The 24,662-nt window shown below is 69.8% G+C and carries 20 protein-coding genes; 3 read left to right on the top strand and 17 right to left on the bottom strand.

The genetic code is table 11. The annotated features are described in order from the left end of the window. The first annotated feature begins 7 nt into the window (after positions 1-7). On the top strand, positions 8-2,008 hold the full coding sequence (locus tag ACWCO8_RS26035) for a CocE/NonD family hydrolase (protein ID WP_451034293.1): 2,001 nt from the start codon (positions 8-10) through the stop codon (positions 2,006-2,008). A 20-nt stretch (positions 2,009-2,028) separates the two neighbouring features. Here ACWCO8_RS26035 and ACWCO8_RS26040 read toward each other — a convergent pair whose 3' ends face one another. Further along, on the bottom strand, positions 2,029-3,318 hold the full coding sequence (locus ACWCO8_RS26040; protein ID WP_451034294.1) for an LAETG motif-containing sortase-dependent surface protein: 1,290 nt from the start codon (positions 3,316-3,318) through the stop codon (positions 2,029-2,031). Positions 3,319-3,454: 136 nt separating this feature from the next. Then, positions 3,455-4,753 (bottom strand): LPXTG cell wall anchor domain-containing protein, encoded by a 1,299-nt coding sequence (locus ACWCO8_RS26045; protein ID WP_451034295.1) that lies wholly within the window; start codon positions 4,751-4,753, stop codon positions 3,455-3,457. A gap of 301 nt (positions 4,754-5,054) precedes the next feature. On the opposite strand from ACWCO8_RS26045, the gene fahA reads away from it, so the two are divergent. Continuing rightward, entirely contained in the window at positions 5,055-6,284 is a 1,230-nt protein-coding gene (fahA, locus tag ACWCO8_RS26050; RefSeq protein WP_451034296.1) for a fumarylacetoacetase, read from the top strand. 67 nt (positions 6,285-6,351) lie between these two features. On the opposite strand, the gene nuoN is transcribed toward fahA, so the two are convergent. The 14 genes from nuoN to ACWCO8_RS26120 are packed head-to-tail and all read right to left on the bottom strand — an operon-like array spanning position 6,352 to position 22,150. Next, positions 6,352-8,025 (bottom strand): NADH-quinone oxidoreductase subunit NuoN, encoded by a 1,674-nt coding sequence (gene nuoN / locus ACWCO8_RS26055; protein ID WP_451034297.1) that lies wholly within the window; start codon positions 8,023-8,025, stop codon positions 6,352-6,354. Then, positions 8,022-9,596, bottom strand: a complete 1,575-nt coding sequence (locus ACWCO8_RS26060) for an NADH-quinone oxidoreductase subunit M (RefSeq protein WP_451034298.1) — start codon at positions 9,594-9,596, stop codon at positions 8,022-8,024. The genes nuoN and ACWCO8_RS26060 overlap by 4 nt, the downstream gene beginning before the upstream one ends. A 5-nt stretch (positions 9,597-9,601) precedes the next feature. Then, a complete protein-coding gene (gene nuoL, locus ACWCO8_RS26065) occupies positions 9,602-11,497 on the bottom strand; it encodes an NADH-quinone oxidoreductase subunit L (RefSeq protein ID WP_451034299.1) in 1,896 nt (631 codons plus the stop codon). Between the two features lie 11 nt (positions 11,498-11,508). Further along, positions 11,509-11,808 carry an NADH-quinone oxidoreductase subunit NuoK gene (gene nuoK / locus ACWCO8_RS26070; RefSeq protein ID WP_069927518.1) on the bottom strand — a complete coding sequence of 100 codons (300 nt, stop codon included), beginning with the start codon at positions 11,806-11,808 and terminating at the stop codon, positions 11,509-11,511. Beyond that, positions 11,805-12,662: an NADH-quinone oxidoreductase subunit J gene (locus tag ACWCO8_RS26075; protein ID WP_362007035.1), complete on the bottom strand. Its 858-nt coding sequence runs from the start codon at positions 12,660-12,662 to the stop codon at positions 11,805-11,807. The genes nuoK and ACWCO8_RS26075 overlap by 4 nt, the downstream gene beginning before the upstream one ends. Next, the gene (nuoI, locus tag ACWCO8_RS26080) at positions 12,659-13,237 is read right to left on the bottom strand and encodes an NADH-quinone oxidoreductase subunit NuoI (RefSeq protein ID WP_451034300.1); all 579 of its coding nucleotides are present in this window, start codon (positions 13,235-13,237) and stop codon (positions 12,659-12,661) included. Before nuoI ends, ACWCO8_RS26075 begins: the two co-directional genes overlap by 4 nt. Continuing rightward, positions 13,230-14,591, bottom strand: a complete 1,362-nt coding sequence (gene nuoH, locus ACWCO8_RS26085) for an NADH-quinone oxidoreductase subunit NuoH (protein WP_362007041.1) — start codon at positions 14,589-14,591, stop codon at positions 13,230-13,232. The genes nuoI and nuoH overlap by 8 nt, the downstream gene beginning before the upstream one ends. Beyond that, positions 14,588-17,068 (bottom strand): NADH-quinone oxidoreductase subunit G, encoded by a 2,481-nt coding sequence (locus tag ACWCO8_RS26090; RefSeq protein ID WP_451034301.1) that lies wholly within the window; start codon positions 17,066-17,068, stop codon positions 14,588-14,590. Before ACWCO8_RS26090 ends, nuoH begins: the two co-directional genes overlap by 4 nt. After that, complete coding sequence (gene nuoF / locus ACWCO8_RS26095; protein ID WP_451034302.1) at positions 17,065-18,414, bottom strand: NADH-quinone oxidoreductase subunit NuoF; 1,350 nt, start codon at positions 18,412-18,414, stop codon at positions 17,065-17,067. The genes ACWCO8_RS26090 and nuoF overlap by 4 nt, the downstream gene beginning before the upstream one ends. Beyond that, the gene (gene nuoE / locus ACWCO8_RS26100; RefSeq protein WP_362007049.1) at positions 18,414-19,157 is read right to left on the bottom strand and encodes an NADH-quinone oxidoreductase subunit NuoE; all 744 of its coding nucleotides are present in this window, start codon (positions 19,155-19,157) and stop codon (positions 18,414-18,416) included. The genes nuoF and nuoE overlap by 1 nt, the downstream gene beginning before the upstream one ends. Continuing rightward, positions 19,154-20,491: an NADH-quinone oxidoreductase subunit D gene (locus ACWCO8_RS26105; RefSeq protein ID WP_451034303.1), complete on the bottom strand. Its 1,338-nt coding sequence runs from the start codon at positions 20,489-20,491 to the stop codon at positions 19,154-19,156. The genes nuoE and ACWCO8_RS26105 overlap by 4 nt, the downstream gene beginning before the upstream one ends. Further along, complete coding sequence (locus ACWCO8_RS26110) at positions 20,491-21,222, bottom strand: NADH-quinone oxidoreductase subunit C (protein ID WP_362007054.1); 732 nt, start codon at positions 21,220-21,222, stop codon at positions 20,491-20,493. Before ACWCO8_RS26110 ends, ACWCO8_RS26105 begins: the two co-directional genes overlap by 1 nt. Further along, positions 21,219-21,773, bottom strand: coding sequence for a NuoB/complex I 20 kDa subunit family protein (locus ACWCO8_RS26115; RefSeq protein WP_010041554.1), 555 nt, complete (start codon positions 21,771-21,773; stop codon positions 21,219-21,221). Before ACWCO8_RS26115 ends, ACWCO8_RS26110 begins: the two co-directional genes overlap by 4 nt. 17 nt (positions 21,774-21,790) lie before the next feature. Next, on the bottom strand, positions 21,791-22,150 hold the full coding sequence (locus tag ACWCO8_RS26120) for an NADH-quinone oxidoreductase subunit A (protein ID WP_030494815.1): 360 nt from the start codon (positions 22,148-22,150) through the stop codon (positions 21,791-21,793). Positions 22,151-22,829: 679 nt separating this feature from the next. On the opposite strand from ACWCO8_RS26120, the gene ACWCO8_RS26125 reads away from it, so the two are divergent. Further along, positions 22,830-23,666, top strand: a complete 837-nt coding sequence (locus ACWCO8_RS26125; RefSeq protein WP_451034304.1) for a C40 family peptidase — start codon at positions 22,830-22,832, stop codon at positions 23,664-23,666. 81 nt (positions 23,667-23,747) lie between these two features. Here the strand turns inward: ACWCO8_RS26125 and ACWCO8_RS26130 are convergent, their stop codons facing one another. Next, positions 23,748-24,614 (bottom strand): NAD(P)-dependent oxidoreductase, encoded by an 867-nt coding sequence (locus ACWCO8_RS26130; RefSeq protein ID WP_451034305.1) that lies wholly within the window; start codon positions 24,612-24,614, stop codon positions 23,748-23,750. Between the last annotated feature and the right edge of the window lie 48 nt (positions 24,615-24,662).

Raw genomic sequence — 24,662 nt, forward strand, 5'->3', positions numbered from 1 at the left:
ATCCGTCATGCGCATCCGTACCGAGTTCCCGTACGAGACGACCCGCGAGGACGTCCGGATCCCTCTCCCGGACGGGACGCGGCTCTACGCCCGGATCTGGCGCCCGGTCACCGAGGAGCCCGTCCCCGCCCTGCTGGAGTACCTCCCGTACCGCCTGAGCGACTGGACGGCGCCCCGGGACTGGCAGCGGCACCCCTGGTACGCCGGGCACGGCTACGCCTCCGTACGCGTCGACGTGCGCGGGCACGGGAACAGCGAGGGGCTGCCGGGCGACGAGTACGACGCGGTCGAGCTGGCGGACGGCGTGGCGGTGGTGAACTGGCTCGCCGAGCAGCCCTGGTGCACGGGGAAGGTCGGCATGTTCGGGATCTCCTGGGGCGGCTTCAACTCACTCCAGATCGCCGCCCTGGCCCCCGAGCCGCTGAAGGCCGTGGTGACGGTCTGCTCGACGGACGACCGCTACGACAACGACGTCCACTACATGGGCGGCTCCGTCCTGGCCGTGGACATGCACGCCTGGGCGGCCACCATGCTCGCCTTCGTGTGCCGGCCGCCGGACCCGCTGCACGTGGGCGAGGAGTGGCGGGAGATGTGGCTGCGGCGTCTGGAGGCCGTGGACCCGTTCATCCACACCTGGCTCGCCCACCAGACGCGGGACGCGTACTGGAGGCACGGCAGCGTCTGCGAGGACTACGGCGCGATCCGGGCGGCCGTCCTGGCGTTGGGCGGCTGGCACGACCCGTACCGGGACACGGTGCTGCGGCTCGTGGAGCACCTGCCGCAGGACCGGGTGCGGGGGATCATCGGCCCGTGGTCGCACCAGTACCCGGACAGGGGCCTGCCGCCGGGCCCGGCGATCGGCTTCCTCCAGGAAACCCTCCGCTGGTGGGACCACCATCTGAAGGGCGCGGACAACGACGTGATGGCGGAGCCACTCCTCCGCTCCTGGATCAGCGACTCACACCCGCCCGCGACCGTCTACGACGAGATGCCGGGCCGCTGGGTCACGGACCCGGCCTGGCCGTCCCCGAACGTCACCCCGGTCACGTACGCCTTCCAGGGCGACCCGGTCGTGGTGGACTCCCCGCAGCACACGGGCCTGGACGCGGGCCGCTTCTTCCCGTTCGGCAACGAGGGCGACCTGCCGCCGGACCAGCGCGAGGAGGACGCGCACGGGGCCTGCTTCGACTTCGTGGTCCCGGAGGACGGCGAGGCGATCGAGATCCTGGGCCGCCCGAGGGTGAGCCTGACGTTGACGACGCCTGCGCCGACGGGCCAGGTGATCGCCCGCCTGTGCGACGTGGCGCCGGACGGCTCGTCGACGCTGGTGACCCGGGGCGCGATGAACTTCTCGTCCCGCTACGGCCGGGACCGGGCGGTGGAAGCGCAGATCGACGAGACGGAAGACTTCGTCTTCTCCCTGAACGGCATCGGCCACACCTTCCCGCCGGGCCACCGGATCCGCCTCGCGGTCTCGTCCGCGTACTGGCCCTGGATCTGGCCGCAACCGGACGCGGCGGGCTTCACCCTCGCTCCGACCACATCGGCCTTGACGCTCCCGGTGCGCCACGCGACGACCCCGGACGCGGTCGAATGGCACCCCCCGGAACAGTCCGAACCCCTGGGCGTGGTCACCCCGGCGACCCTGGAGGAACCCCGCCCGGAACGCCTGGTCGTCCGCGACGTGGCCAAGGGCGAATGGCGCCTGGAGGTCGACCCCCGCTACGGCGGCACCCGGGTCTACCCGGACGGCCTCGAATTCACCGAGGACGCCCTGGAGACCTACACGATCACCGAGACCGACCCCCTCTCGGCCCACACCCACTCCACCTGGACGATCCGCCTCCACCGCCCGGACCTGTCCTGGGACACCACGATCACCTCCCACTCGGACATCACCTGCGACGCGGACGCCTTCCTGACGACGAACGAGGTGATCTGCAAGGAGGGCGCCGAAGTCGTCTTCCACCGCACCTGGGAGAAGAGGATTCCGCGCACGGCGGGTTGAGCGGAGGCGAAGCCCCGCGCTCAGGCGTCGGTGCCGGCCTTGCGGCGGCGGACGACGACCATCGCGCCGGCGCCGAGGACGACGGCCGCGCCGCCCGCGAGGGCGATCTGCGGAACGGCCGAGTCGGAGCCGGTCTCGGCGAGCGGGCCGCTGCCGGTGCTCACCGGTGCGGTGGACGAACCACCCTGCGGGGTACCGGGATTGCCGGTTCCAGCGCCACCCGTACCGCTGCCGTCTCCGGTGCCTGGGCCAGGGGTCGCGCCCTTGGGCTCCACATTGACGGTGAGGAGCTCGGTCTCTGTGACGACACAGTCGTCCGCCGACTTGAACTTTCCGATGGCCATCACGTGCACGGCGCCGACCTCCGCTCGGGCGTCCACGGTCAGGCGCAGCTTGATGGAGGCGGGAACACCCTTCTTCGGCTTTCCTGCGGGCGGGTTCACGTTCTTGGACTTCTCCCACCGTCCGGTCGCCTCGTTGAACCAGCGGACCGTCAGATATTTGTCGTTGGGATTGTCGAATGCACCGCGCTTGTACCAGGCGGTGGAGGAAAAGAGGTGGTAACTGTCGAAGGACGTCGGCAAGTTGCTGGTCAGCCGCAGCGTGAGGTCGACGCTGGTCCCCGCTTTCACTTCCTCGGGCCCGCTCAGCTTCGCCGTGACGCCGTTGTCCCGCACCCCGTGACATCGACCGTACGCCTGGGCCAAAGCGATGTGGTACGCGTAGCCGGCATCCTCGGCCACCTCCAGAGCTTCGCTCTCGGCCTTCTTCGCCTCCTTCTCCAGGCGGACAACCTCGACTCGCTCGTCGTCGCGCGCCCCCAAGGCCGTGACCAGTGCCGTGTCCGCCGCCGTCTTCGCGGCGGCCGCGTCCTCCGCGGCCTTCTGGGCGTCCGCGACGGCCTTCTCCGCGGCCGCACGCTCCTGGGGCGTGGCGTCGGCGGGCAGAGCCGCCAGGTCGGTCTTGGCGGTGGTGAGCTTCCCGTCGGCGGAGGTCTTCCCCGCGGCGGCCGTCTCCGCCGCGGTCTTCGCCGCGACGGCCGCCCTGGCGAGGTCGCTGTCACCCTTCATGACCGCCTCACGCCTGGCGGTGGCCCTGCCGGCGGCGGCCTTCGCCTCGTCATGCGCCTTGTTGGCCGCCTTGGTGGCCGCCAACAGCTCCTCCAGCGTCGGCTTGCCGGGCGTCGACGAGGAGGGGGACGGCGGCGGGGACGGCGTACCTGCGGCGAGGGCCGGTGTCGCGGACAGCAGGGTCAGCGACATCGTCGCGGCGAGCGCCGCGGTGGCCGCCAGAGTTCTGCTTGTCTTCATCGGGTGCACCTTGTTCCCTCGGCTCAGGCGTGGCATATGACGTCTGTTCGACACGCGGACCGTGTGGATGGTTGCCCCCGAAACGGAAGGGGCCCGCGTTCCTCCTGGAACGCGGGCCCTTCACGTACTACTCGGATCAGGCGTTCGCGCCGGCCTTGCGGCGGCGGACGATGAACATCGCGCCGGCGCCGAGGGCGACGGCCGCGCCGCCCGCGAGGGCGATCTGCGGCATGGCGTCGTTCGAACCGGTCTTGGCGAGCTGGCCGGTCGTCACCGCGGTGGTGGAGGTGCCGCCCTGGGTGGTGGTGTTCTTGCCGCCCGGGGTGCCCTTGGCGTCCTCGACCTTGCCCGGGTTGCTGCCCTTGGCCAGGATGTCGAACTCGTACTCGGTCAGGTCCGGCGTGCCGCCGCAGGTCCCGTCCTCGTTCCAGAAGTCACCCGCCGCGAAGGTCAGGCCCTGACCGGCCGGGGTGTTCGCGTCCACCTTGAGGCGGAGCTTGATCTCGGCGGAAGCCTTCGGCTTGAGGGTGCCGACGGACAGCTCCTCGGCGACGGGAACGTCGTTCCACGAGCCCTTGCCCTTGACGACCTCGTACCACTCCAGGTCCAGGTACTTGTCGAGCGGCTTCAGGCCCTTCTCGTCGAAGGCGTGAATCGCGACGAAGGCGTACGCGTCGTCCAGCGTGCGGTCGCTGCCGTTCGTCAGGCGCAGCTTGAAGTCGACGGTGGTGCCGGCGACGACCTTCGAGGGCAGACCGGTCACCACGGAGGTGAACTTGTCCTCGGGGAAGCAGTCCTCGTGCGGCGGCTCCTCGCCCTCTTCCTCCTCGGCCTTCTTCAGGGCCTCCTTGGCGGCGTCAAGCGCCTTGAGGGCCTCCTTCGTGGCATTCCTGGTCGTGGTGATCTTGGTCGAGGCCGCGACGTCCGCGTCGACGAGCTTCGTGTCGGCTGCCACGACCTTCGCGTCGGCGGCGGTCTTCGCCGTGGCGGCCTCGGCGGCGGCGGTCTTCGCGTCGGTGACCGCCTGCTCCGCAGCGGCCTTCTCCTCGGCGGTGGCCTCGGGCGAGAGCGCGGCGAGAGCGGCCTCGGCCTCCGCGACCTTGGTGTCCGCGGCGGTCTTCTTGGTGGCCGCCTCCGCGGCGGCAGTCTTCGCGGCGGTGAGCGCGACCTGAAGCTCGTGCTCGGGCTTCTCAAGGTCCTTCTTGGCCTTCATCGCGTCGGCCTCGGCCAGGACAGCCGCGTCGTACGTCTTCTGCGCGGCCGCGACGTCCTTCTTCAGCTGCTCGATGTCCGGCGCCTGGTCCTGCTTGTCGTTCTGCGTCTGCGCGGGCGCGGACGGCTTCGTGTCGGCGAAGGCCGGGGCGGCCGACAGGAGGACGACGGGGGTCGTCACAGCGGCGGCCACGGCCGTCGCGAGGATGCGGCGAATCTTCAAGATGGGCCCTTTGGTCAAAGCGCGGTCGGGTGAAAGCAGAGCAAAGTGGGAGTCGCTCCTGCGGGAACCTCACGCGGCGCGACAGTGCCGTGATCGTATGACCCGGATAAGGCCCTGGAAAGTGAGAATTGAACGCGCTCAGTCATGTCTCTCACGCACAGCTCGCCCACAGGACGCATAAAGCGCGCATACATGGACAGTTGTGCACGGAGGCCGCACCTTCTCTGTGATCCATATCATCCGCGCCCGGCCGCCCGGCCATTAACGTGTCCCCCACACCCTGGAAAGCGAGGCAGCACCGATGCCCGAGCAGTCCCCGCTCGACCTGGCCGAGGGCGATCCCTTCGGTCCGCACAACCTTCCGTACGGCGTCTTCTCCCCCGCCGACGAGCCCGACCGGCGGAGGGTCGGCGTCCGCATCGGCGGTCATGTGCTCGACGCGGGAGCCGCCGCGCAGGCGCTCGGTTCGCCGTACGCGACGCTGCTCGCCCAGCCCAGCCTCAACCCGCTGCTCGCCGCCGGCCGCACCGCCTGGCGCGACGTGCGCAGGGCCCTGACGGGCTGGGTGACCGTACCCGCCCACCGGCCGGTCATAGAGCCGCTCCTGCACCCGCTCGACACCGTCACGCTGCACCTGCCGTTCGAGGTCGCGGACTACGTCGACTTCTACGCCAGCGAGCACCACGCCACCAACGTGGGCCGGATCTTCCGCCCCGACGGCGACGCGCTCACCCCCAACTGGAAGCACCTGCCCATCGGCTACCACGGCCGCGCGGGCACGGTCGTGGTGTCCGGCACCGATGTCGTACGCCCCGCAGGGCAGCGCAAGGCCCCCACCGACCCCGCGCCGGTCTTCGGGCCCTCGGTGAAGCTGGACATCGAGGCGGAGGTCGGCTTCGTCGTAGGCACCCCCTCCACCCTCGGCACCCCCGTCCCGCTGGCCGACTTCCGCGAGCACGTCTTCGGCCTGACGCTCCTCAACGACTGGTCGGCCCGCGACATCCAGGCCTGGGAGTACGTGCCGCTCGGCCCGTTCCTCGGCAAGTCCTTCACCACCTCCGTCTCCGCCTGGGTGACCCCCCTGGAGGCCCTGGACGCGGCCCGCACCGAGCCGCCGGCCCGCGACTTCGACCTCCTCCCCTACCTCGACGACTCCGCCGAGGAGGAGCACGGAGGCTTCGATCTGCGGATCACCGTCGAGATCAACGGCCAGGTCGTCTCCGAGCCGCCCTTCGCGACCATGTACTGGACCGCCGCCCAGCAGCTGGCCCACATGACGGTCAACGGCGCCTCGCTGCGCACCGGTGACCTGTACGGCTCCGGTACGGTCTCCGGCCCCGAGGTCCACCAGCGCGGCTCGCTCCTCGAACTGACCTGGAACGGCCGCGACGCGCTCGAACTCCCCACCGGCAAGCGGACGTTCCTGGAGGACGGCGACGAGGTCACCCTCACCGCCTGGGCCCCCGGCCCGGACGGGACGCAGGTCGCCCTCGGCGAAGTCACCGGGCGGATCGTTCCGGCGCAGTCGTAGCCGTAGATACGGGAAAGGGCCCGGCCTCCGCCTGAGCGGAGACCGGGCCCTTGGGCAACCCCGACAACTACCGGACGAACACGCTCGCCTGGCCCGCCAGGTCCAGGAAGTACTGCGGCGCGACGCCGAGCACCACCGTGACCGCGACGCCCACCGTGATCGTGGCCGCCGTGAAGACCGACGGCACGGCGACCGTGGGGCCGTCCGCCTTCGGCTCGCTGAAGAACATCAGCACGATCACCCGGATGTAGAAGAACGCGGCGATCGCCGACGAGACGACACCGACGACGACCAGCGCGCCCGCGCCGCCCTCCGCCGCCGCCGAGAAGACCGCGAACTTGCCGGAGAAGCCCGACGTCAGCGGGATGCCGGCGAAGGCCAGCAGGAACACCGCGAAGACCGCCGCGACCAGCGGCGAACGGCGGCCCAGACCGGCCCACTTGGACAGGTGCGTCGCCTCGCCGCCCGCGTCCCGCACCAGCGTGACGACCGCGAACGCGCCGATCGTCACGAAGGAGTACGCGCCCAGGTAGAACAGCACCGACGAGATGCCGGTGGGCGTGGCCGCGATGACACCGGCGAGCAGGAAGCCCGCGTGCGCGATCGAGGAGTACGCGAGGAGCCGCTTGATGTCGGTCTGGGTGATCGCGACGATCGCGCCACCCAGCATGGTGACGATGGCGACGCCCCACATGACCGGCCGCCAGTCCCAGGTGAGGCCCGGCAGCACCACGTACAGCAGGCGCAGGAGCGCGCCGAACGCGGCGACCTTCGTCGCGGCCGCCATGAAGCCGGTGACGGGGGTCGGCGCGCCCTGGTAGACGTCCGGGGTCCACATGTGGAACGGCACGGCGCCGACCTTGAAGAGCAGGCCCATGAGGACCAGCGCGAAGCCAATGAGCAGCAGCACGTCGTTGCCCATGGTCTGGGCGAGGGCCGGGTCGACCGAGGCGACCGAGCCGTCGACGACGTTCGCGATGGTGGCGTACGAGACGGAGCCCGCGTAGCCGTAGAGCAGGGCGATGCCGAAGAGCAGGAACGCCGAGGAGAAGGCGCCGAGCAGGAAGTACTTGACCGCGGCCTCCTGCGACATCAGCCGCTTGCGGCGGGCGACGGCGCAGAGCAGGTAGAGCGGCAGCGAGAAGACCTCGAGCGCGATGAAGAGCGTCAGGAGGTCGTTGGCGGCCGGGAAGACCAGCATGCCGGCGACGGCGAACAGCGCCAGCGGGAACACCTCGGTGGTGGTGAACCCGGCCTTGACCGCCGCCTTCTCCTGGTCGCTGCCGGGTACGGCGGCGGCCTCGGCGGCGAAGGAGTCGACCTTGTGGCCGTGGTCGGCCGGGTCGAGCCTGCGCTCGGCGAAGGTGAAGACGGCGACGAGCGAGGCCAGCAGGATCGTGCCCTGGAGGAAGAGCGCCGGGCCGTCGACGGCGATGGCGCCCATGGCCGCGATGTGGGCCTTGGTGGAGCCGTACCCGCCGGCGGCGAGGCCGACGATCGCCGCGAAGGCGGCGACCAGGGCGAGCACGGTCAGGAACACCTGGGCGTGGTAGCGGCCCTTGCGGGGCACGAAGGCCTCGGCGAGGACGCTGAGGACCGCGGCGCCGACCACGATGAGTACGGGCGAGAGCTGGACGTACTCGATGTGGGGTGCCGGGATCTTGGTCAACGGCTCGGCGGCCGTCGTCCACAGGCTGTGGACGACGGGCGCGGCCCCGGACGCGACGGCGGATGCACTCACTTGGCCGCCTCCACTTCAGGCTGGGGGTCCTTTTGCTGGACGTCGGACATGGTGTGCGAGACGGCGGGGTTCACGATGTCCGTCAGCGGCTTCGGGAACACCCCGAGGAGGATCAGCAGGGCGATCAGCGGGGCGACCACGACCAGCTCGCGCACCCGCAGGTCCGGCATCGTCCGGATCTCCTCCGTCTTCACCGGGCCCGTCATCGTCCGCTGGTAGAGGACGAGGGTGTAGAGCGCGGCGAGGACGATGCCGGTGGTGGCGATGATGCCGGCCACCGGGTAGCGGGCGAACGTGCCGACCAGGACCAGGAATTCACTGACGAAGGGCGCGAGCCCCGGCAGCGAGAGGGTGGCCAGACCGCCGATCAGGAAGGTGCCGGCGAGCACCGGGGCGACCTTCTGCACACCGCCGTAGTCCGCGATGAGCCGCGAGCCGCGCCGCGAGATCAGGAAGCCGGCCACCAGCATCAGGGCGGCCGTCGAGATGCCGTGGTTGACCATGTACAGCGTCGCGCCGCTCTGGCCCTGGGTGGTCATCGCGAAGATGCCCATGATGATGAAGCCGAAGTGCGAGATCGAGGCGTACGCGACAAGGCGCTTGATGTCCCGCTGGCCGACCGCGAGCAGCGCGCCGTAGACGATGCTGATCAGGGCGAGCGCGATGATCACCGGGGTCGCCCACTTCGAGGCCTCGGGGAAGAGCTGGAGGCAGAAGCGGAGCATCGCGAACGTGCCGACCTTGTCGACGACCGCGGTGATGAGCACGGCGACCGGAGCGGTCGCCTCCCCCATCGCGTTCGGCAGCCAGGTGTGCAGCGGCCAGAGCGGCGCCTTCACCGCGAAGGCGAAGAAGAAGCCGAGGAACAGCAGCCGTTCGGTGTTGGTCGCCATCTCCAGCTGCCCGGAGGCCCGCGCCTCGGCGATCTCGGTCAGCGAGAAGTTCCCCGCGACCACGTAGAGCCCGATGACGGCGGCCAGCATGATGAGCCCGCCGACCAGGTTGTACAGCAGGAACTTGACGGCCGCGTACGAGCGTTGGGCCGCCGCGTTCTCGTCGGAGCCCGCGTGGGCCCGGTCGCCGAAGCCGCCGATGAGGAAGTACATCGGGATGAGCATGGCTTCGAACAGGATGTAGAAGAGGAAGACGTCGGTGGCCTCGAAGGAGAGGATCACCATCGCCTCGACCATCAGGATCAGGGCGAAGAAGCCCTGCGTCGGCCGCCAGCGCGAGGACTTCGTCTCCAGGGGGTCGGCGTCGTGCCAGCCGGCCAGGATGACGAAGGGGATCAGCAGCGCGGTGAGCGCGATCAGCGCCACCCCGATGCCGTCCACGCCCAGTTCGTAGCGGACGCCGAAGTCCTTGATCCAGGAGTGGGACTCGACGAGCTGGTACCGGTCGCCGCCGGGCTCGAAGCGGATCATGACGATCGCGGCGAGCACCAGCGTGACCAGGGAGACCACCAGGGCCAGCCACTTGGCCGCGGTACGGCGGGCGGCGGGCACGGCGGCGGTGAGGATCGCACCGACCGCCGGCACCGCTGCCGTCACCGTAAGGAGCGGGAAAGACATGGCAGTTACACCGCCCTCATCAGCAGGGTCGCGGCGATCAGCACCGCCGTACCTCCGAACATGGAGACCGCATAGGTGCGGGCGTAGCCGTTCTGCAGCTTGCGCAGCCGGCCGGACAGACCGCCGACCGAGGCCGCGGTGCCGTTGACGACCCCGTCGACCAGGGTGTGGTCGACGTAGACGAGCGAGCGGGTGAGGTGCGTGCCGCCCGTCACGAAGACGGCGTGGTTGAAGTCGTCCTGGAGCAGGTCGCGGCGGGCGGCCCGGGTGAGCAGCGAGCCGCGCGGGGCGGTGACCGGGACGGGCCTGCGTCCGTACTGGAGGTAGGCGAGCCCGACGCCGAGCACCATGACGGCGACCGTGGCCGTGGTGATGGCCCCGGCGCTGATCGGCGGGTGACCGTGCTCGAACTCGGTCACCGGCTTCAGCCAGTTGATGAACCGGTCACCGATGGAGAAGAAGCCACCCGCGGCCACCGAGCCGACGGCCAGCAGGATCATCGGGACGGTCATGGACCGCGGCGACTCGTGCGGGTGCGGCAGCTCGCCCTTCTCGTCGGGCTGCCAGCGCTTCTCGCCGAAGAAGGTCATCAGCATCACGCGGGTCATGTAGAACGCGGTGATGGCCGCGCCGAGCAGGGTGACCGCGCCGAGGATCCAGCCCTCGGTGCCGCCCTTGGCGAAGGCCGCCTCGATGATCTTGTCCTTGGAGAAGAAGCCGGACAGACCGGGGAAGCCGATGATCGCCAGATAGCCGAGACCGAAGGTGATGAAGGTGACCGGCATGTACTTCCGCAGGCCGCCGTAACGCCGCATGTCGACCTCGTCGTTCATGCCGTGCATGACCGAACCGGCGCCGAGGAAGAGCCCGGCCTTGAAGAAGCCGTGCGTGACCAGGTGCATGATCGCGAAGACGTAGCCGATCGGGCCGAGGCCCGCCGCCAGGATCATGTAGCCGATCTGCGACATCGTCGAGCCGGCCAGCGCCTTCTTGATGTCGTCCTTCGCGCAACCGACGATCGCACCGAAGAGGAGCGTGACCGCGCCGACCACGACGACCACGAGCTGGGCGTCCGGGGCGGCGTTGAAGATGTCGGCGGAGCGGACGATCAGATAGACACCGGCGGTGACCATGGTGGCCGCGTGGATGAGGGCCGAGACCGGGGTCGGGCCCTCCATCGCGTCCCCGAGCCAGGACTGCAGCGGCACCTGGGCCGACTTGCCGCAGGCGGCGAGCAGCAGCATCAGGCCGATCGCCGTCAGCGTGCCCTCGCTCGTCTCGCCGGTCGCCTCCAGGACCGGCCCGAAGGTGAAGGTCCCGAAGGTGGTGAACATGATCATGATGGCGATCGAGAGGCCCATGTCGCCGACCCGGTTGACCAGGAAGGCCTTCTTCGCGGCGGTGGCCGCGCTGGGCTTGTGCTGCCAGAAGCCGATCAGGAGGTACGAGGCGAGGCCGACGCCCTCCCAGCCGAAGTAGAGCAGCAGGTAGTTGTCGGCGAGGACCAGGAGGAGCATCGCCGCGAGGAACAGGTTCAGATAGCCGAAGAAGCGGCGCTTGCGCTCGTCGTGCTCCATGTACCCGATCGAGTACACGTGGATCAGCGAGCCGACGCCGGTGATCAGCAGCACGAACGTCATCGACAGCTGGTCGAGCTGGAAGGCGATGTCCGCCTGGAAGCCCTCGACCGGGATCCAGGTCCACAGGTTCTGGTACAGGGCCCGGTCGTCGGCGCTCTTGCCGAGCATGTCGGCGAAGAGGACGGCGCCGATGACGAAGGAGGTCGCCGCGAGCGCCGTGCCGAGCAGCGGCCCGACCTTGTCCAGGCGGCGCCCGCCGCACAGCAGGACGGCCGCTCCGAGCAGGGGCGCCGCGATGAGCAGAGCGATCAGGTTGTCCACAATTCAGCCCCTTACAGCTTCATCAGGCTGGCGTCGTCGACCGAGGCCGAGTGGCGGGAACGGAACAGCGACACGATGATCGCGAGCCCGACCACGACCTCCGCGGCGGCGACGACCATCGTGAAGAAGGCGATGATCTGGCCGTCGAGGTTGCCGTGCATCCGGGAGAAGGCGACGAACGCGAGGTTGCAGGCGTTGAGCATCAGCTCGACGCACATGAAGACCACGATCGCGTTCCGCCGGATCAGCACACCGGCCGCGCCGATGGTGAACAACAGGGCGGCGAGGTACAGGTAGTTCACGGGGTTCATCGGGAGGCCTCCTCATCGGCCCGGTCGCGCTCGGCCCGGTCGAGCTCGTCCCGCGTGCGCCCGAGCCGCTCCTCCGAGCGCTGCTCCAGCGCCTTCAGGTCGGCCAGCGCCTCGCCGGACACGTCGCGGACCTGGCCGCGCTTGCGCAGCGTCTGCATCACGGTCAGCTCGGACGGGGTGCCGTCGGGCAGGAGACCGGCGATGTCCACCGCGTTGTGCCGGGCGTAGACACCCGGCGCGGGCAGCGGCGGCACGTGCTTGCCTTCCCGTACGCGCTGCTCCGACAGCTCCCGCTGGGTGCGGGCCCGTTCGGTGCGCTCGCGGTGGGTGAGGACCATGGCGCCGACGGCCGCGGTGATGAGCAGCGCGCCGGTGATCTCGAAGGCGAAGACGTACTTGGTGAAGATCAGGGCCGCGAGGCCCTCCACGTTCCCGCCGTACGCGCCGTTGGCCGCGCCCAGGCCGTTGAACTCGGTCAGGGAGGCCTGGCCGATGCCGGCGATCAGCAGGATGCCGAAGCCGAGCCCGCAGGCGGCGGCCCACCAGCGCTGGCCCTTGATGGTCTCCTTCAGCGAGTCCGCGGCCGTGACGCCGACGAGCATGACGATGAAGAGGAAGAGCATCATGATCGCGCCGGTGTAGACGACGATCTGGACGATGCCGAGGAAGTACGCGCCGTTGGCGAGGTAGAAGACCGCCAGGATGATCATCGTGCCGGCCAGCGACAGCGCGCTGTGCATGGCCTTCTTCATCAGGACGGTGGCGAGGGCGCCGATCACGGCGACGGTGCCGAGGACCCAGAACTGGAAGGCCTCGCCGCCGGACGTCTCGTACGCCGCGAGGGTGGCGTTCACGCGTCCACCTCTTCCGACTCGCCCTTCTCCCCCTTGGACGTGGCGACCTGCTGGACCGTGCCCGGGGCGGCCTCGGTGACCAGGCCCCGGTAGTAGTCCTGCTCGTCCATGCCCGGGAAGATCGAGTGCGGCGAGTCGACCATGCCCTCCTCAAGGCCCGCGAGGAGCTGCTCCTTGGTGTAGATCAGGTTCTCGCGGGAGGAGTCGGCCAGTTCGAACTCGTTCGTCATCGTCAGCGCCCGCGTGGGGCAGGCCTCGATGCACAGCCCGCACAGGATGCAGCGGGCGTAGTTGATCTGGTAGACGCGGCCGTAGCGCTCGCCCGGGGAGTAGCGCTCCTCCTCGGTGTTGTCCGCGCCCTCCACGTAGATGGCGTCCGCGGGGCAGGCCCAGGCGCACAGCTCGCAGCCCACGCACTTCTCAAGTCCGTCCGGATGACGGTTGAGCTGGTGCCGGCCGTGGAAGCGCGGCGCCGTCGTCTTGCGCTCCTCCGGGTACTGCTCGGTGAGCCGCTTCTTGAACATGGCCTTGAAGGTCACGCCGAAGCCGGCCACCGGATTCTGGAAATCAGACACCGTCCGTCTCCTTTCCCTCACTCGCAGTAGCAGTATCCGGGGCACCACTGACAACCAGGTCGCGGTCCTGACGCGACCTGCGCCGCGGCACGGGCGGCAGGGACTGTCCGGGCTTGGGCGGTACGGGGAACCCGCCGGCCATCGGGTCGAACGGCGGCTCGTCCTCGGCCCCCACCTCGCCGCCGCCCGCCCGCCGGTCGCGGAACATGTCGGCGACGAAGGAGAGCAACAGGACGGCGATCACGGCTCCGGCGACGTAGAGCACGATCGTCTGGAACGCGAAGTTCTCGTTGCGCAGGGCCCGCACGGTGGCGACCAGCATCAGCCAGAGCACCGAGACCGGGATGAGGACCTTCCAGCCGAGCTTCATCAGCTGGTCGTAGCGGACGCGGGGCAGCGTGCCGCGCAGCCAGATGAAGAAGAAGAGCAGCAGCTGCACCTTGAGGATGAACCAGAGCATCGGCCACCAGCCGTGGTTCGCGCCCTCCCAGAAGGTGGAGATCGGGTACGGGGCGCGCCAGCCGCCGAGGAAGAGCGTCACGGAGACGGCGGAGACCGTCACCATGTTCACGTACTCGGCGAGCATGAACATCGCGAACTTGATGGAGGAGTACTCGGTGTTGAAGCCGCCGACGAGGTCGCCCTCGGACTCCGGCATGTCGAAGGGGGCGCGGTTGGTCTCGCCGACCATCGTGACGATGTAGATGATGAACGAGACCGGCAGCAGGATGACGAACCAGCGGTCCGCCTGCGCCTCGACGATCGCCGAGGTCGACATCGACCCGGAGTAGAGGAAGACGGAGGCGAACGCGGCGCCCATGGCGATCTCGTAGGAGATCATCTGGGCGCAGGAGCGCAGGCCGCCGAGGAGCGGGTACGTGGAGCCGGAGGACCAGCCGGCGAGCACGATGCCGTAGATGCCGACGGAGGCGATCGCGAGGACGTACAGCATCGCGATCGGCAGGTCGGTGAGCTGCATCGTGGTGCGGTGGCCGAAGATCGAGACCTCGTTGCCGGCCGGGCCGAACGGGATCACGGCGATCGCCATGAATGCGGGGGCGGCGGCGATGATCGGCGCGAGGATGTAGACGACCTTGTCGGCGCGCTTGACGACGACGTCCTCCTTCAGCATCAGCTTGATGCCGTCCGCGAGGGACTGGAGGAAACCCCAGGGGCCGTGCCGGTTGGGCCCGATGCGCAGCTGCATCCAGGCGACGACCTTGCGCTCCCACACGATGGAGAAGAGCACGGTGACCATGAGGAAGGCGAAGCAGAAGACCGCCTTGATCGCGACGAGCCACCAGGGGTCCGTCCCGAACATGGAGAGGTCTTCCGCGGCGAGCAGCGTGGTCATGCCTGCACCTCCGTCGTCGCTGCGCCGATGCGGACCAGGTCGCCCGGGTGGGCGCCCGTGTCGGAGAGGACGCCGCCCGCCTCGGAGTTGAGCGGGAGCCAGACCACGCGGTCGGGCATCTCGGTCACCTGGAGCGGGAAGTGCGTGGAGCCCGCCGGTCCGGTGACCGCGAGGAGGTCGCCGTCCTTGACGCCGGTCTCCTCCGCGGTCGTGGCCGAGAGCCGGGCGACCGCCGCGTGGCGGGTGCCCGCGAGCGCGGTGTCGCCCTCCTGGAGGCGGCCGAGGTCGAGCAGGAGCCGGTGTCCGGCGAGGACCGCCTCGCCCTCGCCCGGGCGGGGCGCGGGCTGTGCGGGCTCGGTCGGTTCGGAGGCCCGCTGGCCGTCCCAGCCGCCGAGCCGGTCCAGCTCACGGCGGACCGAGCGCAGGTCGGGCAGGGCCAGGTGGGCGTCGAGGGCGTCGGCGAGCATGTGGAGCACGCGCGCGTCGGCCGGCGGCAGCGTCCGGGTCATCTGCTCGGGCTTGAGCGCGGCCTCGAAGAGCCGTGCCCTGCCCTCCCAGTTGAGGAAGGTGCCGGGCTTCTCGGCGACCGCGGCGACCGGCAGGACCACGTCGGCCCGCTCGGTGACCTCGCTCGGCCGCAGCTCCAGGGAGACCACGAACGCCGCGTCGAGCGCCTCACGCGCGCGTGCCGGGTCCGGCAGGTCGCGGAGTTCGACGGCGCCGACGAGCAGCGCGCCCAGCTCGCCGGTGGCCGCGGCCTCGACGATCTGACCGGTGTCGCGGCCGTAGCCGTGCGGCAGGTCGCGTACGCCCCAGGCGGCCGCGACCTCCTCACGCGCGCGGGGGTCGGTCGCGGGGCGGCCGCCGGGCAGCAGCGTGGGGATCGCGCCGGCTTCGAGCGCGCCGCGCTCGCCGGCCCTGCGCGGGATCCACACCAGCTTCGCGCCGGTCGCCGTCGCCGTCCGTACGGCGGCGGTGAGCCCGCCCGGTACGGCGGCGAGCCGCTCGCCGACCACGAGGACCGCGCCGTCCTGGCGGAGCGCCTCCGCCGCGCGCGTACCGGCCTCGTCGAGGCCGACCCGCGAGGTGAGCGCGTCCAGCCACTCGGTCTCGGTGCCGGGTGCGGCGGGAAGGAGCGTGCCGCCCGCCTTCTCCAGGCCCCGGGTCGCGAACGCGGCCACCGCGTAGGTCTTCTGGCCGTGCTTGCGCCAGGCCTTGCGCAGCCGCAGGAAGACGCCGGGGGCCTCCTCCTCGGACTCGAAGCCGACGAGCAGCACCGCCGGGGCGGCTTCGAGCGAGGTGTACGTGACCCCTGTGCCGTCCAGGTCCCGGCCACGTCCCGCGACCTGCGAGGCCAGGAAGTCGGCCTCCTCGCTGGAGTGGACCCGGGCCCGGAAGTCGACGTCGTTGGTGTCGAGGGCGACCCGGGCGAACTTGGCGTACGCGTAGGCGTCCTCGACGGTCAGCCGGCCGCCGGCCAGGACACCGGTACGGCCCCGGACGAGTCCGCGCGCCGCCGCCTCGAGGGCCTCCGGCCAGGAGGCGGGTTCGAGAGCGCCCGTCTCCGCGTTCCGTACCATCGGAGTGGTCAGCCGGTCGCGCTGCTGGGCGTACCGGAACGCGAAGCGCCCCTTGTCGCACACCCACTCCTCGTTGACCTCCGGGTCGTCCGCCGCGAGCCGCCGCATGACCTTGCCGCGCCGGTGGTCCGTGCGTGTGGCGCAGCCGCCCGCGCAGTGCTCGCAGACGCTCGGCGACGACACCAGGTCGAAGGGGCGGGAGCGGAACCGGTACGCGGCCGAGGTCAGCGCGCCGACCGGGCAGATCTGGATGGTGTTCCCGGAGAAGTACGACTCGAACGGATCGCCCTCGCCCGTGCCGACCTGCTGGAGCGCGCCGCGCTCGATCAGCTCGATCATCGGGTCGCCCGCGACCTGGTTGGAGAACCGGGTGCAACGCGCGCACAGCACGCACCGCTCGCGGTCGAGCAGCACCTGCGTGGAGATCGGTACCGGCTTCTCGTAGGTCCGCTTGTGGCCCTCGAAGCGGGACTCGGACTGCCCGTGGGACATCGCCTGGTTCTGCAGCGGGCACTCGCCGCCCTTGTCGCAGACCGGGCAGTCCAGCGGGTGGTTGATGAGCAGCAGCTCCATCACACCGTGCTGGGCCTTCTCGGCGACCGGGGAGGTCAGCTGGGACTTCACCACCATGCCGTCGGTGCAGGTGATGGTGCAGGAGGCCATCGGCTTGCGCTGGCCCTCGACCTCGACGATGCACTGCCGGCAGGCGCCGGCCGGGTCGAGGAGCGGGTGGTCGCAGAACCGCGGGATCTCGATGCCGAGCTGCTCGGCGGCGCGGATGACCAGGGTCCCCTTGGGGACGGAGATCTCGGCGCCGTCGATGGTCAGCGTGACGAGGTCCTCGGGCGGTACGGGAGCCGAACCCCCGCCGGCGGGGCCGGCCGTGGTGACCGTCATGCCGTCACCTCCTTGTGGTTGTCCGCCCAGGCGGTCGACTTGGCCGGGTCGAAGGGGCAGCCCCGGCCGGTGATGTGCTGCTCGTACTCCTCGCGGAAGTACTTCAGCGAGGAGAAGATCGGGGAGGCGGCGCCGTCACCGAGCGCGCAGAACGACTTGCCGTTGATGTTGTCGGCGATGTCGTTCAGCTTGTCGAGGTCGGACATCACGCCCTTGCCGGCCTCGATGTCGCGGAGCAACTGCACGAGCCAGTACGTGCCTTCACGGCACGGCGTGCACTTGCCGCAGGACTCGTGGGCGTAGAACTCGGTCCAGCGGGTCACCGCGCGGACCACGCACGTGGTCTCGTCGAAGCACTGGAGCGCCTTGGTGCCGAGCATCGAGCCGGCCGCGCCCACGCCCTCGTAGTCGAGCGGGACGTCGAGGTGCTCGTCGGTGAACATCGGGGTGGAGGAGCCGCCCGGGGTCCAGAACTTCAGCCGGTGGCCCGCCCGCATCCCGCCGCTCATGTCGAGGAGCTGGCGCAGCGTGATCCCGAGCGGGGCCTCGTACTGGCCCGGCGTGGTGACGTGCCCGCTGAGCGAGTAGAGCGTGAAGCCCGGGGACTTCTCGCTGCCCATCGACTTGAACCAGTCCTTGCCCCGGTTCATGATCGCGGGAACGGACGCGATGGACTCGACGTTGTTCACCACAGTGGGGCACGCGTACAGACCGGCGACCGCGGGGAAGGGGGGACGCAGCCGGGGCTGGCCGCGCCGTCCTTCGAGCGAGTCGAGCAGGGCGGTCTCCTCGCCGCAGATGTACGCGCCGGCGCCCGCGTGCACGGTGAGTTCGAGGTTCAGGCCGCTGCCGAGGATGTCCTGGCCGAGGTAGCCGGCCTCGTACGCCTCGCGCACCGCCTCGTGCAGACGGCGCAGGACGGGCACGACCTCGCCGCGCAGATAGATGAACGCGTGCTCGGAGCGGATCGCGTAGCAGGCGATGATCATTCCCTCGATGAGGGAGTGCGGGTTGGCGAAGAGGAGCGGGATGTCCTTGCAGGTGCCCGGCTCGGACTCGTCGGCGTTGACGACCAGGTAGTGCGGCTTGCCGTCGCCCTGCGGGATGAACTGCCACTTCATCCCGGTGGGGAAGCCGGCGCCGCCGCGGCCGCGCAGACCGGAGTCCTTGACGTACGCGATGACTTCGTCGGGCGTCATCGCGAGGGCCTTGCGCAGGCCCTCGTACCCCTCGTGCCTCTTGTACGTCTCCAGGGTCCAGGAGTCGGGCTGGTCCCAGAACGCCGAAAGGACCGGCGCGAGAAGCTTCTCGGGGCTGCTGTTGTTGATCTCGGCTGCCAAGGTCATCACTCCCCCTCCCCACTGGCCGATTCGCCGCGCGGGTGGACGATCTTGTGGTGCGGGGCTTCGCCCTTGGCAAGCCGCAGCCCGACGAGCGAGGCCGGGCCGGCCCCTCCGGTGGCCTCGACGGCCCCCTCGCGCTCGTCGGGGAAGCCGGCCAGGATGCGGGCGGTCTCCTTGTACGTGCACAGGGGCGCGCCGCGCGTCGGTTCGACGGGGCGTCCGGCCCTCAGGTCGTCGACGATCCTCTTCGCGGAGTCGGGCGTCTGGTTGTCGAAGAACTCCCAGTTGACCATCATCACGGGCGCGAAGTCGCAGGCCGCGTTGCACTCGATGTGCTCCAGCGTGACCTTGCCGTCCTCGGTCGTCTCGTTGTTGCCGACGCCGAGGTGCTCCTTGAGCTCCTCGAAGATGGCGTCGCCGCCCATGACCGCGCAGAGCGTGTTGGTGCAGACCCCGACCTGGTAGTCGCCGGAGGGCTTGCGCCGGTACATCGTGTAGAAGGTGGCGACCGCGGTGACCTCGGCGGTGGTCAGGCCGAGGATCTCGGCGCAGAACTTCATGCCGGTGCGGGTGACGTGGCCCTCCTCCGCCTGCACGAGGTGCAGCAGCGGCAGGAGCGCGGAGCGGGACCCCGGGTAGCGGGCGATGATCTCCTTGGCGTCCGCCTCCAGCCGGGCGCGTACCTCGGCCGGGTAGTCGGGGGCGGGGAGCTGGGGCATCCCGAGACTGGTCTGTCCGTCCGTCATCGGTCGACGCCTCCCATCACGGGGTCGATGGACGCGACGGCGACGATGACGTCGGCGACCTGGCCGCCTTCGCACATGGCCGCCATGGCCTGCAGGTTGGTGAAGGACGGGTCGCGGAAGTGGACCCGGTAGGGGCGGGTGCCGCCGTCGGAGACGACGTGCACGCCCAGTTCGCCCTTGGGCGACTCGACGGCCGCGTAGGCCTGTCCGGCCGGGACCCGGAAGCCCTCGGTGACCAGCTTGAAGTGGTGGATCAGGGCCTCCATGGAGGTGCCCATGATCTTCTTGATGTGGTCGAGGGAGTTGCCGAGTCCGTCCGGGCCGAGCGCGAGCTGCGCGGGCCAGGCGATCTTCTTGTCGCCGACCATGACCGGGTCCGGCTCCTGACCGGCGGGCCGGAGACGGTCCAGGCACTGCTCGACGATCCTGAGCGACTGCCGCATCTCCTCCAGGCGGACGAGGAAGCGTCCGTAGGAGTCGCAGGTGTCGGCGGTCGGGACGTCGAACTCGTAGGTCTCGTAGCCGCAGTACGGGTCGGTCTTGCGCAGGTCGTGCGGGAGGCCCGCGGAGCGCAGGATCGGTCCGGTGGCGCCGAGCGCCATGCAGCCGGTGAGGTCGAGGTAGCCGACGTCCTGCATGCGGGCCTTGAAGATGGGGTTGCCGGTGGCGAGCTTGTCGTACTCCGGCAGGTTCTTCTTCATGGTCTTCACGAACTCGCGCACGGCGTCGACGGCGCCGGGCGGGAGGTCCTGGGCGAGGCCGCCGGGGCGGATGAACGCGTGGTTCATGCGCAGTCCGGTGATCAGCTCGTACAGGTCCAGGATCATCTCGCGGTCCCGGAAGCCGTAGATCATGATCGTAGTGGCGCCCAGCTCCATGCCGCCGGTGGCGATGCACACCAGGTGGGAGGAGAGCCGGTTGAGCTCCATGAGGAGCACGCGGATGACGCTGGCGCGGTCCGGGATCTGGTCGGTGATGCCGAGCAGCTTCTCGACGCCCAGGCAGTACGCCGTCTCGTTGTAGAACGAGGTGAGGTAGTCCATGCGCGTGACGAAGGTGGTGCCCTGCGTCCAGTTCCGGAACTCGAGGTTCTTCTCGATGCCGGTGTGGAGGTAGCCGATGCCGCAGCGGGCCTCGGTGACGGTCTCGCCGTCGATCTCCAGGATCAGCCGGAGCACACCGTGCGTGGACGGGTGCTGGGGGCCCATGTTGACGATGATGCGCTCGTCGTCCGCCTTGGCGGCGGACTCGACGACCTCTTCCCAGTCGCCGCCGGTGACGGTGTAGACGGTGCCTTCGGTCGTCTCGCGGGCGGAGGCATGTTCGGTACTCATCAGCTGTACGACCTCCGCTGGTCAGGAGCCGGGATCTGGGCGCCCTTGTACTCGACGGCGATGCCGCCGAGGGGGTAGTCCTTGCGCTGCGGGAAGCCCTGCCAGTCGTCCGGCATCATGATCCGGGTGAGGGCGGGGTGGCCGTCGAAGACGATGCCGAAGAAGTCGTACGTCTCGCGCTCGTGCCAGTCGTTCGTCGGGTAGACCGCGACGAGCGACGGAATGTGCGGGTCGGCGTCCGGGGCGGACACCTCCAGGCGGATCAGCCGGCCGTGGGTGAGGGAGCGCAGGTGGTAGACGGCGTGCAGCTCGCGGCCCTTGTCACCGAGGTAGTGGACGCCGGAGACGCCCGTACAGAGCTCGAAGCGCAGGGCCGGGTCGTCGCGCAGCGTGCGGGCGACGCGGACGAGGTGCTCGCGGGCGATGTGGAAGGTGAGCTCGTCGCGGTCGACGACCGTCTTCTCGATCGCGTTCTCCGGCAGGAGCCCCTGCTCGTCGAGCGCGCCCTCCAGTTCGTCGGCGACCTCGTCGAACCAGCCGCCGTAGGGGCGGGTGGCCGCGCCGGGCAGGCGTACGGAGCGGACGAGGCCGCCGTAGCCGGAGGTGTCGCCGCCGTTGTTGGCGCCGAACATCCCGCGCTGGACGCGGACCTCCTCACCGTGCTCCCCGCGCTGGCCCGGAAGGTTCTGCCCGGAGAGCTCCTTCTCGGGGTTGGGAGTCTCGTCGCTCAACGGAGGAGCCCCTTCATCTCGATGGTCGGCAGCGCCTTGAGCGCCGCTTCCTCCGCCTCGCGGGCCGCCTCCTCGGCGTTCACGCCGAGCTTGGAGGTCTGGATCTTCTGGTGGAGCTTGAGGATCGCGTCCATCAGCATCTCCGGGCGCGGCGGGCAACCCGGCAAATAGATGTCAACCGGCACAATGTGGTCAACGCCCTGCACAATCGCGTAATTGTTGAACATTCCGCCCGAAGACGCGCAAACCCCCATGGAGATGACCCACTTGGGGTTGGGCATCTGGTCGTAGACCTGCCGCAGGACCGGCGCCATCTTCTGGCTGACCCGGCCCGCGACGATCATCAGATCGGCCTGGCGCGGCGAGCCGCGGAAGACCTCCATGCCGAAGCGCGCCAGGTCGTAGCGGCCGGCGCCGGTCGTCATCATCTCGATGGCGCAGCACGCGAGGCCGAAGGTGGCGGGGAAGACGGATGACTTGCGCACCCAGCCCGCGGCCTGTTCGACCGTCGTCAGCAGAAAGCCGCTCGGCAGCTTCTCTTCGAGTCCCATAGGTGCCCCTCAGCCCCTCAGTCCCATTCCAGGCCGCCGCGCCGCCACACATAGGCGTAGGCGACGAAGACGGTGAGCACGAAGAGCAGCATCTCCACGAGCCCGAAAAGCCCCAGGGCGTCGAAGGTGACGGCCCAGGGGTAGAGGAAGACGATCTCGATGTCGAAGACGATGAAGAGCATCGCCGTCAGGTAGTACTTGATGGGGAAGCGGCCGCCTCCGGCCGGAGTGGGCGTCGGTTCGATACCGCACTCGTACGCCTCAAGTTTTGCCCTGTTGTACCGCTTTGGGCCGATTAGCGTGGCCATGACCACGGAGAAGATCGCAAACCCCGCACCCAGGGCACCGAGCACGAGGATGGGCGCGTACGCATTCACGCTCCTCGCTCCTTCCAGTCGTCCTTGACCGTTGGACCGCACTACCGGGCCGCGAAGATCGCCCCCATGTGAGGCAGTTCACAAGCCTGGCTGCCCCGCATCTTATGCCCGCCCCTCTGTGATCTGCGACACGGGGTACGCCAAGGACTTTGTGATCTCCACCACCTGACGAAGGATCATGAAGTCGGATGAGCGGTGATCTTGGCACTCGAAGCGCCCAGGTGATCACCAGATGTGACATCCAGACCGGAAACCCCTGGTCGGGGACGTGCCGCACTATCAAGAGGTGGCATCTACAGGCAAATTGGCGATGGACTTCGGCCGGGTGATAAAGGAGCGGCCCGTCGCCCGGTCGAGGGGTCGGCGGGAGCGAAGTGGACGTGTGCACCGATTCACGAGCCGACCGCCCGCTTCGTGGACCCGCGATGTGACCTGCACCACACCAAAGTGGTCCGGAGAAATCGGGGCTTGGCCAACGGTGTAAAGAGGTGGTAAGCGGCGGTCAATTCGGACGTTTCACGGAAAACCCGTGATCAAGGGCCGGATGGCGCATGCCCGTATTGTCCGTTACGGCGTCAATAAGGCCGCCAGATAAGCGGATTAGGTGGTTCCGAACGTAACTGTGGCGCAACCCACGTTTCTTGAAGGGAACCGTGAAGCCCTGATAGCGGTTGTACTCATGTCCCACACCGCTCACATACCCAGCCACCGGAAGCCCCGCCGCAGCGCCTCGAAGCTCGCGCTCCGTGCCGGAGTTGCCGGTGGCGTCCTCAGCACCATCGCGGTGGCCGGTGCTGCCGGGCCGGCGAATGCCGAGCCGGTGACCGAGACCATCGAGATGCCCACGCTCGGATCCCTCGACACCGACCTGGCGAGCGCCGTCTCCGCCTCGGCCGAGGCGTCCCAGCAGGAGGCCCTGGACCTCAGCCTGCAGACGCAGGAGAGGATCGCCCTCGAGAAGGCCGCCAAGGACGCGAAGAAGGCCAAGGCCGACGCCGACCGCAAGGCCGCCGCCGAGAAGGCGGAGAAGGCCGAGAAGGCCCGTGCGGAGGAGCGCGAGCGCGCCTCCCGCACCCAGACGCGCACCCAGCTCTCCGACTCGGGCTCCTCGTCGTCCTCGGACAGCGGCTCCTCGTCCAGCAGCAACACCCAGGCCCCCACCGGCTCCGCCGCCGCGATCGTGGCCTTCGCCCGCGCCCAGGTCGGCGACGCCTACGTCCGTGGTGGCACAGGACCCAACTCGTGGGACTGCTCCGGCCTCGTCCAGGCCGCGTACCGCCAGGCCGGCATCGACCTGCCCCGGATCTCCGGCGACCAGTCGTCCATGGGCACGTCCGTCTCGCTGAGCAACCTCCAGCCGGGCGACATCCTGTACTGGGGCTCCCGCAGCGGCTCGTACCACGTGGCCATCTACGTGGGCGGCGGCAAGTACGTCGGCGCGCAGAACCCGTCGACCGGTGTCGTCGAGCGCTCCCTGGACTGGGACACCCCGTCGGGCGCGGTCCGCATCCTCTGATCAGCCCCTGATCATCCACGCGTCGAAAAGCCGTCACTCCTCGGGGGAGTGACGGCTTTCGCGTACACGTGACGTTTCGCCCTACTTGCCCCGGAACACCTCGATGATCCGGGCGTAGCTGTCCCCGCCGTGCCCCGCGTCGACCGCGCGCCGCATCAGCTCCAGATGCAGCTCCGGCAGCCGGTTGTCGACGCCGCGCGCCTCCGCCGCGTGCAGCAGGTGCCCGATCGCCGCCACCTGGACGTCGATCGTGGCGTCGGCCCCCGGGTACTCCCCCGCGTCGATCTGCTCGGCGTACCCCGTCATGAACCAGGAGACGGTCTTCAGCCAGCGGTTGGCGAGCGCGGTGAAGTCCTTGGCCGCGACCCCGTCCACGCCGGCGAGGGCGGTCGCGTGCAGCCAGCCGCCGAAGACCGACCACATGAGCCCGAGCAGCCCGGCGTCGTACAGCGAGGCGAGCCCCGCGTCCTGGCCGAGGTCGACCGGGTCGCCGAGCACCTCCAGGGTGGCCCGGTGCTCGGCGAGCAGGGCGGGCGAGCCCGCGTACAGGATCATGTTGGCGCTGTCGCCGACCCCCGGCGGGGTCGTCATGATGCCGCCGTCCAGGTAGCCGATGCCGTGCTCCGCCGCCCACTCCGCCTCCCCCCGGGCCTGCTCCGGGGAGCCGCTCGTGAGGTTGACCAGGACCCGGCCGCGGAGCGATCCGGCCACGGGGGCGAGGAGTTCGCGGACGGCCGCGTAGTCGAGGACGCAGACCACGACGAGTTCGCTCGCCGCGGCCGCCTCGGCGACGGTGGCGGCGCGGGTGGCGCCGCGGGCGACGAGGGCGTCGGCCTTGCCCTCCGTACGGTTCCAGACGGTGGTGGGGTGGCCCGCGGCGAGGAAGGCGTCGGCGAGGGCGAAGCCCATCTGCCCGAGGCCGATGACGGTGACGTTCGGCTTGTTCATGACGTCCACGCTCGCAGCGGCGGAATCCGGCCGACAGTGGCAGGACCG

Source organism: Streptomyces sp. NPDC001927 (assembly GCF_053594455.1).

Excerpts from the sequence above, each read along its gene's own strand:
- nuoE (WP_362007049.1), bottom strand. The coding sequence starts at position 19,157 with ATGACGGACGGACAGACCAGTCTCGGGATGCCCCAGCTCCCCGCCCCC.
- ACWCO8_RS26115 (WP_010041554.1), bottom strand. The coding sequence starts at position 21,773 with ATGGGACTCGAAGAGAAGCTGCCGAGCGGCTTTCTGCTGACGACGGTC.
- ACWCO8_RS26125 (WP_451034304.1), top strand. The coding sequence starts at position 22,830 with ATGTCCCACACCGCTCACATACCCAGCCACCGGAAGCCCCGCCGCAGC.
- ACWCO8_RS26130 (WP_451034305.1), bottom strand. The coding sequence starts at position 24,614 with ATGAACAAGCCGAACGTCACCGTCATCGGCCTCGGGCAGATGGGCTTC.
- ACWCO8_RS26090 (WP_451034301.1), bottom strand. The coding sequence starts at position 17,068 with ATGACGGTCACCACGGCCGGCCCCGCCGGCGGGGGTTCGGCTCCCGTA.
- ACWCO8_RS26060 (WP_451034298.1), bottom strand. The coding sequence starts at position 9,596 with ATGTCTTTCCCGCTCCTTACGGTGACGGCAGCGGTGCCGGCGGTCGGT.
- nuoF (WP_451034302.1), bottom strand. The coding sequence starts at position 18,414 with ATGACCTTGGCAGCCGAGATCAACAACAGCAGCCCCGAGAAGCTTCTC.
- ACWCO8_RS26105 (WP_451034303.1), bottom strand. The coding sequence starts at position 20,491 with ATGAGTACCGAACATGCCTCCGCCCGCGAGACGACCGAAGGCACCGTC.
- ACWCO8_RS26040 (WP_451034294.1), bottom strand. The coding sequence starts at position 3,318 with ATGAAGACAAGCAGAACTCTGGCGGCCACCGCGGCGCTCGCCGCGACG.
- nuoK (WP_069927518.1), bottom strand. The coding sequence starts at position 11,808 with ATGAACCCCGTGAACTACCTGTACCTCGCCGCCCTGTTGTTCACCATC.
- nuoH (WP_362007041.1), bottom strand. The coding sequence starts at position 14,591 with ATGACCACGCTGCTCGCCGCGGAAGACCTCTCCATGTTCGGGACGGAC.
- fahA (WP_451034296.1), top strand. The coding sequence starts at position 5,055 with ATGCCCGAGCAGTCCCCGCTCGACCTGGCCGAGGGCGATCCCTTCGGT.
- ACWCO8_RS26035 (WP_451034293.1), top strand. The coding sequence starts at position 8 with ATGCGCATCCGTACCGAGTTCCCGTACGAGACGACCCGCGAGGACGTC.